The sequence below is a fragment of the Neobacillus rhizophilus genome (assembly GCF_018343535.1).
Lineage (GTDB): Bacteria > Bacillota > Bacilli > Bacillales > Cytobacillaceae > Neobacillus > Neobacillus rhizophilus.
Genome location: NZ_JAGYPF010000007.1, coordinates 67424 through 79748, shown reverse-complemented (window position 1 = coordinate 79748; position 12325 = coordinate 67424). Strand labels below are relative to the sequence as shown.

At 45.3% G+C, this 12325-nt stretch carries 7 protein-coding genes, 8 tRNA genes and 2 rRNA genes; all 17 read left to right on the top strand.

The window, feature by feature from the left end:
• Window positions 1-2549: ribosomal RNA gene (locus KHA99_RS29060) — 23S ribosomal RNA — on the top strand; the annotation flags it as partial.
• Window positions 2550-2684: 135 nt separating this feature from the next.
• Window positions 2685-2801, top strand: a 5S ribosomal RNA gene (gene rrf / locus KHA99_RS29055).
• 10 nt (window positions 2802-2811) lie between these two features.
• Window positions 2812-2886: transfer RNA gene (locus tag KHA99_RS29050), tRNA-Asn, on the top strand.
• A 28-nt stretch (window positions 2887-2914) separates the two neighbouring features.
• Window positions 2915-2987: transfer RNA gene (locus KHA99_RS29045), tRNA-Thr, on the top strand.
• Window positions 2988-3011: 24 nt separating this feature from the next.
• Window positions 3012-3086 (top strand) — tRNA-Glu (locus tag KHA99_RS29040).
• 6 nt (window positions 3087-3092) lie between these two features.
• Window positions 3093-3168, top strand: a tRNA-Val gene (locus tag KHA99_RS29035).
• Between the two features lie 9 nt (window positions 3169-3177).
• A tRNA-Thr gene (locus KHA99_RS29030) sits at window positions 3178-3253 on the top strand.
• Between the two features lie 8 nt (window positions 3254-3261).
• Window positions 3262-3346 (top strand) — tRNA-Tyr (locus KHA99_RS29025).
• 45 nt (window positions 3347-3391) lie between these two features.
• Window positions 3392-3466, top strand: a tRNA-Gln gene (locus KHA99_RS29020).
• Window positions 3467-3539: 73 nt separating this feature from the next.
• A tRNA-Lys gene (locus tag KHA99_RS29015) sits at window positions 3540-3612 on the top strand.
• A gap of 518 nt (window positions 3613-4130) precedes the next feature.
• Window positions 4131-5030 carry an arginase gene (gene rocF, locus KHA99_RS29010; RefSeq protein ID WP_213120989.1) on the top strand — a complete coding sequence of 300 codons (900 nt, stop codon included), beginning with the start codon at window positions 4131-4133 and terminating at the stop codon, window positions 5028-5030.
• 262 nt (window positions 5031-5292) lie between these two features.
• Window positions 5293-5856 (top strand): RNA polymerase sigma factor SigW, encoded by a 564-nt coding sequence (sigW, locus tag KHA99_RS29005; RefSeq protein ID WP_213120988.1) that lies wholly within the window; start codon window positions 5293-5295, stop codon window positions 5854-5856.
• 19 nt (window positions 5857-5875) lie between these two features.
• Entirely contained in the window at window positions 5876-6499 is a 624-nt protein-coding gene (locus KHA99_RS29000) for an anti-sigma factor family protein (RefSeq protein ID WP_213120987.1), read from the top strand.
• 126 nt (window positions 6500-6625) lie between these two features.
• On the top strand, window positions 6626-7453 hold the full coding sequence (gene cdaA / locus KHA99_RS28995) for a diadenylate cyclase CdaA (RefSeq protein ID WP_213120986.1): 828 nt from the start codon (window positions 6626-6628) through the stop codon (window positions 7451-7453).
• Entirely contained in the window at window positions 7446-8663 is a 1218-nt protein-coding gene (locus KHA99_RS28990; RefSeq protein WP_213120985.1) for a CdaR family protein, read from the top strand. The genes cdaA and KHA99_RS28990 overlap by 8 nt, the downstream gene beginning before the upstream one ends.
• Window positions 8664-8699: 36 nt before the next feature.
• The gene (glmM, locus tag KHA99_RS28985) at window positions 8700-10052 is read left to right on the top strand and encodes a phosphoglucosamine mutase (RefSeq protein ID WP_213120984.1); all 1353 of its coding nucleotides are present in this window, start codon (window positions 8700-8702) and stop codon (window positions 10050-10052) included.
• 450 nt (window positions 10053-10502) lie between these two features.
• Window positions 10503-12305 (top strand): glutamine--fructose-6-phosphate transaminase (isomerizing), encoded by a 1803-nt coding sequence (gene glmS / locus KHA99_RS28980; protein WP_213120983.1) that lies wholly within the window; start codon window positions 10503-10505, stop codon window positions 12303-12305.
• Window positions 12306-12325: the final 20 nt, after the last annotated feature.

The following is a 12325-nucleotide window of genomic DNA, read 5'->3' as shown; positions in this document are numbered from 1 at the left end:
GAAACTTCGTTCCCTCCTGAGTGGATCCTGAGTACGGCCGGACACGTGAAATCCGGTCGGAAGCAGGGAGGACCATCTCCCAAGGCTAAATACTCCCTAGTGACCGATAGTGAACCAGTACCGTGAGGGAAAGGTGAAAAGCACCCCGGAAGGGGAGTGAAAGAGATCCTGAAACCGTGTGCCTACAAGTAGTCAGAGCCCGTTCATGGGTGATGGCGTGCCTTTTGTAGAATGAACCGGCGAGTTACGATTGCATGCGAGGTTAAGTTGAAGAGACGGAGCCGCAGCGAAAGCGAGTCTGAATAGGGCGAAATAGTATGTAGTCGTAGACCCGAAACCAGGTGATCTACCCATGTCCAGGGTGAAGTCCAGGTAACACTGGATGGAGGCCCGAACCCACGCACGTTGAAAAGTGCGGGGATGAGGTGTGGGTAGCGGAGAAATTCCAATCGAACTTGGAGATAGCTGGTTCTCTCCGAAATAGCTTTAGGGCTAGCCTCACGTAGTTAGAGTCTTGGAGGTAGAGCACTGTTTGGACTAGGGGCCCTCATCGGGTTACCGAATTCAGACAAACTCCGAATGCCAATGACTTATCCGTGGGAGTCAGACTGCGAGTGATAAGATCCGTAGTCAAAAGGGAAACAGCCCAGACCACCAGCTAAGGTCCCAAAGTATACGTTAAGTGGAAAAGGATGTGGAGTTGCTTAGACAACCAGGATGTTGGCTTAGAAGCAGCCACCATTTAAAGAGTGCGTAATAGCTCACTGGTCGAGTGACTCTGCGCCGAAAATGTACCGGGGCTAAACGTATCACCGAAGCTGTGGGTGGACACCTTATGGTGTCCGCGGTAGGAGAGCGTTCTAAGGGCGTTGAAGCTAGACCGTAAGGACTGGTGGAGCGCTTAGAAGTGAGAATGCCGGTATGAGTAGCGAAAGATGAGTGAGAATCTCATCCACCGTATGCCTAAGGTTTCCTGAGGAAGGCTCGTCCGCTCAGGGTTAGTCGGGACCTAAGCCGAGGCCGAAAGGCGTAGGCGATGGACAACAGGTTGATATTCCTGTACCACCTCTTTATCGTTTGAGTGATGGGGGGACGCAGGAGGATAGGGTAAGCGCACTGCTGGATATGTGCGTGTAAGCAGTTAGGCTGGTGAATAGGAAAATCCGTTCACCTTAAGGCTGAGCTGTGATGCCGAGGGAATTATAGTACCGAAGTTCCTGATTCCACACTGCCAAGAAAAGCCTCTAGCGAGATAAAAGGTGCCCGTACCGCAAACCGACACAGGTAGGCGAGGAGAGAATCCTAAGGTGAGCGAGAGAACTCTCGTTAAGGAACTCGGCAAAATGACCCCGTAACTTCGGGAGAAGGGGTGCTTTTTGGGGTGAATAGCCCCGAAGAGCCGCAGTGAATAGGCCCAGGCGACTGTTTAGCAAAAACACAGGTCTCTGCAAAGCCGCAAGGCGAAGTATAGGGGCTGACGCCTGCCCGGTGCTGGAAGGTTAAGAGGAGGGGTTAGCGCAAGCGAAGCTCTGAATCGAAGCCCCAGTAAACGGCGGCCGTAACTATAACGGTCCTAAGGTAGCGAAATTCCTTGTCGGGTAAGTTCCGACCCGCACGAAAGGCGTAACGATCTGGGCACTGTCTCAACGAGAGACTCGGTGAAATTATAGTACCTGTGAAGATGCAGGTTACCCGCGACAGGACGGAAAGACCCCATGGAGCTTTACTGTAGCCTGATATTGAATTTTGGTACAGCTTGTACAGGATAGGTAGGAGCCTGAGAAGCCGGAGCGCCAGCTTCGGTGGAGGCGTCGGTGGGATACTACCCTGGCTGTATTGAAATTCTAACCCGCACCCCTTATCGGGGTGGGAGACAGTGTCAGGTGGGCAGTTTGACTGGGGCGGTCGCCTCCTAAAATGTAACGGAGGCGCCCAAAGGTTCCCTCAGAATGGTTGGAAATCATTCGCAGAGTGTAAAGGCACAAGGGAGCTTGACTGCGAGACCTACAAGTCGAGCAGGGACGAAAGTCGGGCTTAGTGATCCGGTGGTTCCGCATGGAAGGGCCATCGCTCAACGGATAAAAGCTACCCTGGGGATAACAGGCTTATCTCCCCCAAGAGTCCACATCGACGGGGAGGTTTGGCACCTCGATGTCGGCTCATCGCATCCTGGGGCTGTAGTCGGTCCCAAGGGTTGGGCTGTTCGCCCATTAAAGCGGTACGCGAGCTGGGTTCAGAACGTCGTGAGACAGTTCGGTCCCTATCCGTCGTGGGCGCAGGAAATTTGAGAGGAGCTGTCCTTAGTACGAGAGGACCGGGATGGACGCACCGCTGGTGTACCAGTTGTCTTGCCAAAGGCATCGCTGGGTAGCTATGTGCGGACGGGATAAGTGCTGAAAGCATCTAAGCATGAAGCCCCCCTCGAGATGAGATTTCCCATAGCGTCAAGCTAGTAAGATCCCTGAAAGATGATCAGGTTGATAGGTCAGAGGTGGAAGCGCGGTGACGTGTGGAGCTGACTGATACTAATCGATCGAGGACTTAACCAAGTCATATTAAGTAAGGCAAACTCGTTTTTACTATACTTCTTCTGCATTATCTAGTTTTGAGGGAATGAAAAATTTTAAATTTCCTCTTGAAAAATATAAAAAAGACACTATAATAATAAAGTGTCTAATATAAAGTCTGGCGGCAATGGCGAGAAGGTCACACCCGTTCCCATCCCGAACACGGAAGTTAAGTTTCTCAGCGCCGATGGTAGTTGGGGCGAAAGCCCCTGTGAGAGTAGGACGCTGCCAGGCATTTCATTATTCCGCAGTAGCTCAGTGGTAGAGCTATCGGCTGTTAACCGATCGGTCGTAGGTTCGAGTCCTACCTGCGGAGCCATTTTATTTTTACCAACAAAGATAGCTGTGCTTCCATAGCTCAGTAGGTAGAGCACTTCCATGGTAAGGAAGAGGTCAGCGGTTCGAGCCCGCTTGGAAGCTTACCTGATTTTTATAATAGAATATGGCCCCTTGGTCAAGCGGTTAAGACACCGCCCTTTCACGGCGGTAACACGGGTTCGAATCCCGTAGGGGTCACCATTTATTGGAGGATTAGCTCAGCTGGGAGAGCATCTGCCTTACAAGCAGAGGGTCGGCGGTTCGATCCCGTCATCCTCCACCATATTATTATGCCGGCTTAGCTCAATTGGTAGAGCAACTGACTTGTAATCAGTAGGTTGAGGGTTCAAGTCCTTTAGCCGGCACCACTTTTTGTGGAGGGGTAGCGAAGTGGCTAAACGCGGCGGACTGTAAATCCGCTCCCTCAGGGTTCGGCGGTTCGAATCCGTCCCCCTCCACCATTTATATTTTTTCGATATTTGGACAAGCTAGAAATATTACATTATTGGGCTATAGCCAAGCGGTAAGGCAACGGACTTTGACTCCGTCATTCGTAGGTTCGAATCCTGCTAGCCCAGCCAAATCAAAACATCGCTGAATTATCTTCAGAGGATTTTGCGAAAAGTACCGAGAGGTAGTTTGAGCAATGATAGTGAGCCATTAGCTCAGTCGGTAGAGCATCTGACTTTTAATCAGAGGGTCGAAGGTTCGAGTCCTTCATGGCTCATAATTTTTACGAGAAACCCGGGATATTGCATCCTCGGGTTTTTATTTTTTTAAAATGACGGTTTATGAAGGACATTTTCTGTTATCCGGCATATCATTTTGTCCTTCATGGGCGTTATGAAGGACATTTGTCGTTATCCAGGATATCATTTTGTCCTTCATCGGGGTCATGAAGGACATTTGTCGTTATCCAGGATATCATTTTGTCCTTCATCGGGGTTATGAGGGACATTTTCCGTTATCCAAGGTATCATTTTGTCCTTCATCGGGCTAATGAAGGCCATTCCCCAGTATCTAGGATTCCAAAATGTCCTTCATCAAGTGTATGAAGGGCATTTTTCGATATCAAGCTGTTGTTTTGTCCTATATCCCATTTATTAAGAACACACGCACCAATTCCGCCAACATTTAAATGTCTCCTCCCCCCGCCACGCGCATATATATACAAATTTCTGTCGAGTTGAGTCATCAGTATGAAAGCGGTTAAAATAGAGGCATAGACAATTAGGAGGAGACATAATGAAAAAGAAACTTTCGATTATTGGAATGCCTATGGACTTGGGGCAGATGCGCCGCGGGGTTGATATGGGACCAAGTGCCATTCGATATGCTGGTATCAACGAACGCCTAAAGCCATTATTTTCAGAAATCCATGACATGGGAGATATTCCAATTGGAAGACCAGAGGTTGTCGTCGATAAAGAATCCAATCTAAGAAACTTAGACCTGGTTGCAGAAAAAAATACTCTACTTTCAGAAAAGGTTGATGAGGCCGTTAATGAAGGCTGGTTCCCGCTTGTTCTTGGCGGTGATCATAGTATTGCCATCGGCACATTAGCAGGTGTGGCTAAGCATTATCAAAGCCTTGGTGTCATCTGGTACGATGCCCATGGTGACCTGAATACAGCAGAAACAAGCCCATCCGGAAATATCCATGGTATGCCTCTTGCGGTCAGCATTGGCTTGGGACATCCATTATTAACTAATATCGGCGGCTATGCACCAAAAGTGAAGCCTGAGAATGTCGTCATTATCGGAGCCCGCTCCCTTGATGAAGGAGAACGGATTCTAATTAAAGAAAGAGGCATCAAGGTTTACACCATGCACGAAATCGATCGCCTGGGAATGGCAAAGGTGATGGAAGAAACAATCGCTTACCTCAAGGAAAGAACCGATGGTGTTCACCTATCGCTTGACCTCGATGGCCTAGATCCAAGCGAATGCCCAGGCGTTGGGACACCGGTAATGGGTGGAATCAGCTACCGCGAAAGCCATCTTGCTATGGAAATGCTCGAGGAATCAAAATTAATTACCTCCGCAGAATTTGTTGAGGTTAATCCTATTCTCGATGAAAAAAATAAAACCGCCTCCATCGCTGTCGGACTAATGGGGTCATTATTTGGCGAAAAACTTCTATAAAAACCACACAGCAGCTGCCGAAACAAGGGCAGCTGCTAATTTTTTTCTACAGCTGCAATTTTTACAATTCATTTATTATTCCTCCACAAAACGTTCATAATTCCAATGTAACATTACTATTAGCACCTCTATGAATTCTTTTAGCAATTTTTACTAATACTTTGTTAAAATTATAGGTATTGAGAACTTTTTTTACCTAAAACGAAACCTTTTTGCTAACGATACGTATATCGGGTAGCAGCATTGGAGCTGAGGTAATTTAATGGAAGCTATAGTAAAAAAGAGAATAAAACAAGTCATTAAAGGCGACCAAGACGCATTTGGGGAAATTGTTGAAATATATAAAAACAGTGTTTTTCAGCTTTGCTTTCGAATGCTTGGGAACCGGCATGAGGCTGAGGATGCAGCACAAGAAGCCTTCATCCGCGCCTATGTGAATATAAAATCCTTTAACCAAGATTTAAAGTTCTCCACGTGGCTTTTTCGAATTGCCACCAATCTTTGTATCGACCGGATGCGCAAAAAGAAACCGGACCATTATTTAGATGCAGAGGTGGCCGGTACGGAAGGGCTGTCGATGTATTCGCAGATTCCATCCAATACCGAACTGCCGGAAAAGGAATTAGAAAGCATGGAACTGCAGGAGACAGTTCAAAAGGAAATTTTAAAACTCCCCGAAAAATATCGGTCAGCTATCGTATTAAAATATATGGAGGATTTGTCCTTAAACGAAATAAGTGAAATTCTCGACCTTCCGGTTGGAACAGTCAAAACAAGAATTCACCGCGGACGGGAAGCGTTGAAACAACAATTAAGGTATGTGTAAAAAAAGAGGTGAAACAAGAATGTGTCCAGACCATATCATCGAACTCATGCACGAATACTTGGACGAAGAAATTGATTTAGAAAAGGAGAAGGTTTTACGACTACACCTCCAAAACTGCAAAGACTGTGAAACGATTTTTTACGAACTGAAGAAAACGATCGCTTTTGTCAAAAGCGTTTCAAATATGCAGGCCCCAGCCAATTTTACAGCCAATGTTTTGGCGCGTCTGCCGAAAGAAAAGAAGAAGGTACTAATGACACGCTGGTTTAAGAATCACCCAATTCTGACGGCCGCATCCTTATTTGTTGTCTTAATGGGTGGCAGCCTGATGTCAACGTGGAATCATGAGCGGGAGTTCTCTGTGACAAAACAACGGAATTTAATTGTCAAAAACAACACGGTCATTGTCCCAAAGGGAGAAGTTGTCAAGGGGGACGTTGTCGTCCGAAATGGAACACTCAGAATAGAAGGAGAAATCCAGGGAGATGCGACTGTCATCAATGGGGAAAAGTACCTCGCTTCTGCGGGCCATGTTACGGGCGATATTGAGGTAGTAAACGAAGTGTTTGATTGGATCTGGTACCAGATGAAAAAAACAGCCAAAGACGTAGTAGGTGTTTTTGACCAGACGGAAACTAAATAAATGACAAATCACTCAAAATGGAGTGATTTGTTTTTTTAAACAGTAACATATAATAAGTACAAGTTTAGTTTGTGATATAATGTATTGGTTATATTGTTTTACTAGCAAATTTACGGAGGAAAAACCATGCCGTTTGCCGATTGGACATTCTGGAAGTATATATCGAGTACAATTGATATTGTCCTTGTCTGGTATGTCATTTATAAATTAATTAATATTATTAAAGGAACCAAAGCGGTTCAGCTTTTAAAAGGAATTTTTGTTATTCTGCTTGTGAAGGTCGCCAGTGATTTTTTCGGGCTGACCACCTTGAGTTGGATGATGGAGCAGGTCATTACCTACGGATTCCTGGCCATTATCATTATTTTTCAGCCAGAGCTTAGAAGGGCTCTTGAGCAGTTGGGAAGAGGCCGGTTTTTCTCCAGGTCAAACAATCCTGAAGATGAGGATCAGGAGAAAACAGTGGAAGCCATTATGAAAGCAACAGATTATATGGCGAAACGGAGGATTGGCGCCCTTATCTCGATTGAAAGAGAAACAGGGATGAGCGATTACATAGAAACCGGTATTGGATTAAATTCAAGAATTTCTTCTGAATTGCTGATCAATATCTTCATTCCGAATACACCGCTTCATGACGGCGCAGTCATTATCCAAAGAAATAATGTGGCGGCAGCGGCGTGTTATCTGCCTTTATCGGAAAGCCCCTTTATTTCAAAAGAATTGGGAACCCGGCATAGGGCGGCTTTAGGAATAAGCGAAGTGACGGACAGTATCACGGTTGTCGTATCGGAGGAAACGGGCGCCATCTCGCTTACCAAAAACGGTGAACTGCACCGTGATTTAAAAGCGGATGAATTTCGCGAAATACTGACAAATGAACTGCTGGATCAGCACAAAACAAAACAAGCTTCTTCAGCTCGTTGGAACTGGAGGGGAAAAAGCAATGGATAAATTAATGGATACCCCATGGTTTATAAAAATCTTGGCGCTTCTATTGGCGGTTTTGTTATACTCCTCGGTTCCGCATGCCGGGAAAGATGTTTATGTGCCTGGGGAGCAAACGAGTGAGACCATAAAAGATATTCCGGTAAAGATTTATTATGATACTGAAAATCTAGTCGTCACGGGAGTACCATATACAGTCGATGTGGACCTCAAAGGGCCGATCACGCATATTCAATCGGCCAAGGCTTTAAGAAACTTTGAGGTTTATGTGGATTTAACAAATGCCAAAATAGGACGGCAGAAGGTGAATCTGAAGGTTAAGGATTTATCCGATAAATTGCAGGCTTCCATTAAGCCGAACTCCGTTTATGTAACCATACAGGAAAAAATAGCAAAGGAATTTAAGGTTGAGGCAGAGTATAACCCAGGCCAAATTGAAGATGGATATGCTGCAGGAACCCCAGCAGTGGAACCGAAAAGAGTGAAAATTACTGGAGCCAAAAGTGAAATCGATCGAATTACGTATGTTAAGGCTGTCATTGAGGAAAAAGAAAAACTGAAGGAAACCACAACAAAAACGGCTCGGATTCAGGTTCTTGATAAGGATTTAAATAAACTGGATGTAACGGTGGAACCGGAAACCGTTAAGGTCACACTTCCAATCAAAGAAACAGCTAAAACGGTACCTATCAATATAGTTAGAAAAGGTTCGCCGCCATCCGGCGTGACAATAGAATCCATCGACCTAGATACAGCGGAGGCTGTCATCACAGGGGATGAAGATATATTAAAAAATACCGAAAGTGTCAGGGTAGAAATGGATGTTAGTAAAATAAATGATAATACGACATTGGATTTGCCTGTTATTATTTCAAATGGCATCTCGAAGGTAACCCCGCAAATGGTAAAAGCCACTGTAAAGGTGAGCAAGCAGGCGGAAACAACTGTATCCGGAGTGCCGCTTAAGATTAAAGGCTTGGGGCCTAATTTGAAAGCGGACATTACCGACCCGGCAAACAAAGTGATTAATTTAATCGTAAATGGGCCAAGCACTGCCCTAAGCGGTCTCAGACCTGAAGATTTTAACGCATATGTTGATCTCTCAAGCCTTCCGGAAGGAAATCATGAAGTGAATATTCATATTGATGGCCCGCCGAATGTTAATTATAAGCCTGATAAATCTACAGCAAAAATAACGATAACAAACAATGCTTAATTCGGAGCAATAGATATAGAAGGAGCGGATAATAGAATGGGAAAATATTTTGGAACCGACGGAGTACGTGGAGTCGCAAACAGCGAATTAACTCCGGAGCTGGCCTTTAAACTAGGCCGGTTTGGCGGATATGTGTTAACAAAAGAACATGCCCGTCCAAAGGTTTTAATTGGACGTGATACCCGGATTTCCGGGCATATGCTAGAAGGCGCCCTTGTCGCCGGTTTGCTTTCGATTGGAGCCGAAGTTATGCGCCTTGGTGTTATTTCCACACCAGGTGTTGCCTATTTGACTAAAGCTTTAGGTGCACAGGCAGGTGTTATGATTTCTGCCTCTCATAATCCTGTTGCAGATAACGGAATTAAATTTTTCGGCCCGGATGGTTTTAAACTATCCGATGAGCAGGAATTAGAAATTGAAGGTTTGATGGACCTGTCAGATGATCAGCTGCCGCGTCCGACAGGGGCCGACCTTGGTCTTGTCATGGACTATTTCGAAGGCGGACAAAAATACCTGCAATATTTAAAGAATACGGTGGACGAAGATTTTTCCGGTATCCACGTTGCCTTAGACTGCGCCCACGGTGCCACATCTTCATTGGCGATGCATTTGTTTGCTGATTTGGATGCAGATTTGTCGACGATGGGAGCAGCTCCCAATGGCTTAAATATTAATGCCGGTGTGGGTTCAACCCATCCGGAAGCGCTGGCTGCTTTGTTGAAGGAAAAAGGGGCGGACGTTGGTTTGGCCTTTGACGGCGACGGTGACCGCCTAATTGCGATTGATGAAAAAGGGAACATCGTTGATGGCGACCATATCCTTTATATCTGTGGAAAATACATGAAGGAACAGGGCCGATTAAAGCATAATACGATAGTTTCAACCGTCATGAGCAACCTTGGTTTTTATAAAGCAGTAGAAAGCCAAGCCATTCAAAGTGTCCCTACGGCAGTGGGTGACCGCTATGTTGTCGAGGAAATGAAGAAAAATAACTATAACCTTGGCGGTGAGCAATCCGGTCATATTATTTTCCTTGATTATAATACGACTGGTGATGGTTTATTAACAGGCCTGCAGTTAGTGAATATTATGAAAGCAACTCAAAAGAAGCTTTCAGAACTAGCGGCCGAAATGAAAAAATACCCGCAGAAACTTGTCAATATTAGGGTTACAGACAAACACCATGTAACCGATAATGAAAAGGTAAAAGAGATTATTGCACAGGTGGAAAGCGAAATGGCTGGAAACGGACGCATTCTTGTTCGTCCGTCAGGAACAGAACCGCTTGTCCGCGTAATGGCAGAGGCATCTTCAGAGGAGCTTTGCGAAGAATATGTGAACCGCATTGCAGCTGTTGTTAAGGCGGAAATGGGTTTAAACGAAGAATAAAATTCGCTATATGCATAAGGGAACATCTAATTTCCTTATGCATATTTTATTATGTATGGTTTAAATTTTGCCATAAAGTTTTAAGTTGACGAACCAATGCGTATCATGTACTATTAACTTGCTTTGTTTAATAAAGCAATGTTATTGGAAGGGGGGCAGCGGTAGGACAGTTGTTTTACAAAAGCGCCAGAACTAGCCGAAAGAGGGTTTGGCTAGTTGACGAGGTGGAGGATTATCGAAATGTTCGGCGGATACCTCCCGGTTGAAACGCACAACCGTCAATTTCTTCCTTAAAACACGGAGGCAACTCGGTGCACAAAGGGGAGAAAATGCACATACTAAAATAATGTTGAAAAAGGTATAGACAGATACCTATAAAAAACAGAGATAAGGGGGCAGGTACGCCTCCAAAGCTTCTTGCCCCCTATATCAGGGAGGAAAAGAATTAATATGTGCGGAATTGTTGGATATATTGGAAATCTAGATTCGAAAGAAATTTTACTAAAAGGCTTAGAAAAGCTTGAATATAGAGGCTATGATTCAGCAGGTATAGCTGTTAAAAACGAAGACGGGATTCAAATTTTTAAGGAAAAAGGCCGCATCGCTGACCTTCGTAGCATTGTCGATGAAGATGTATTGGCACACGTTGGAATTGGCCATACACGTTGGGCAACACACGGGGTTCCAAGCAGAGGAAATTCCCACCCGCATCAAAGCGCATCCGGCCGCTTTACGCTTGTTCATAACGGCGTCATCGAAAACTATGATCTGCTAAAGCACGAATATTTAGCGGATGTTTCTTTCAAAAGTGAAACCGATACAGAAGTCATTGTGCAGCTTGTCGAGAAGTTTGCAAACGAAGGCCTGAGCGTATTAGAGGCTTTCCGCAAAACATTGACACTTTTGCATGGCTCTTATGCATTAGCTCTTTTGGATGCAGAAGACAACAACACCATTTATGTAGCAAAAAATAAAAGCCCGCTGCTTGTCGGCCTAGGGGACGGCTTCAATGTAGTCGCAAGCGATGCCATGGCGATGCTCCAAGTAACCGATCAGTTTGTTGAATTAATGGATAAAGAAATCGTCATTGTAACAAAAGATGTTGTGACCATTCAAAACTTAGATGGAGAAGTCATCAGCCGTGCGCCATACACAGCCGAGCTTGATGCCAGCGATATTGAAAAGGGAACATACCCTCACTATATGTTGAAGGAAATTGATGAGCAGCCTGCTGTTGTTCGTAAAATCATTCAACATTATCAAGATGAGCAGGGCAAGCTTGTGATTGACCGCGACATCATTGATGCTGTAAACGCTTCGGACCGCGTATATATCATTGCTGCGGGGACTTCTTATCACGCTGGACTTGTGGGTAAGCAGTTCATTGAAAAAATGGCGAAGATTCCAGTTGAGGTTCATATCTCCAGCGAATTTGGCTACAATATGCCGCTTTTATCTGAAAAGCCATTGTTTGTGTTCATTTCACAAAGCGGTGAGACTGCCGACAGCCGTGCCGTACTCGTTCAGGTAAAAGAAATGGGCTATCCGGCGTTGACGATTACAAACGTGCCTGGATCGACATTGTCACGTGAAGCGGATTATACCTTATTGCTGCATGCAGGTCCGGAAATCGCTGTAGCTTCGACTAAGGCTTATACAGCACAGTTGGCAGTTCTTGCAATTTTAGCCGAAGTGACAGCGAAGAGCCGCAGTTTAGAAGTTGGCTTTGATCTGATTCATGAGCTTGGCTTAGTTGCTAATGCGATGGATGTTCTATGTGACTCTAAGGAAATACTTGAAGTCATTGCCCGTGAATTCTTCTCAGTCACACGGAATGCTTTCTTTATCGGCCGCGGCATTGACTTTTATGTTGGCTTAGAAGGTGCCTTGAAGCTTAAGGAAATTTCTTATATTCAAGCAGAGGGCTTTGCTGGCGGGGAGTTAAAGCATGGAACGATTGCCTTAATCGAAGAAGGTACTCCGGTCGTTGCTCTTGCCACTCAGGAAAGCGTGAATTTAAGCATTCGCGGCAATGTGAAGGAAGTTGTTGCCCGCGGCGCCAATCCATGCATTATCTCAATGAACGGACTTAACATGGACGAAGACAGCTTCGTCATTCCAGAAGTGCACGAATTATTAACACCACTTATCTCTGTCATACCATTACAAATCCTTGCCTACTACGCAGCCCTTCACCGCGACTGCGACGTCGACAAACCACGTAACCTCGCGAAGTCGGTAACAGTGGAGTAAGGCATGGGGACGGTTCTTTT

Bases quoted from the DNA above. Each gene is read 5' to 3' on its own strand.
- rocF (WP_213120989.1), top strand. From the start codon at position 4,131: ATGAAAAAGAAACTTTCGATTATTGGAATGCCTATGGACTTGGGGCAG.
- sigW (WP_213120988.1), top strand. From the start codon at position 5,293: ATGGAAGCTATAGTAAAAAAGAGAATAAAACAAGTCATTAAAGGCGAC.
- KHA99_RS29000 (WP_213120987.1), top strand. From the start codon at position 5,876: ATGTGTCCAGACCATATCATCGAACTCATGCACGAATACTTGGACGAA.
- cdaA (WP_213120986.1), top strand. From the start codon at position 6,626: ATGCCGTTTGCCGATTGGACATTCTGGAAGTATATATCGAGTACAATT.
- KHA99_RS28990 (WP_213120985.1), top strand. From the start codon at position 7,446: ATGGATAAATTAATGGATACCCCATGGTTTATAAAAATCTTGGCGCTT.
- glmM (WP_213120984.1), top strand. From the start codon at position 8,700: ATGGGAAAATATTTTGGAACCGACGGAGTACGTGGAGTCGCAAACAGC.
- glmS (WP_213120983.1), top strand. From the start codon at position 10,503: ATGTGCGGAATTGTTGGATATATTGGAAATCTAGATTCGAAAGAAATT.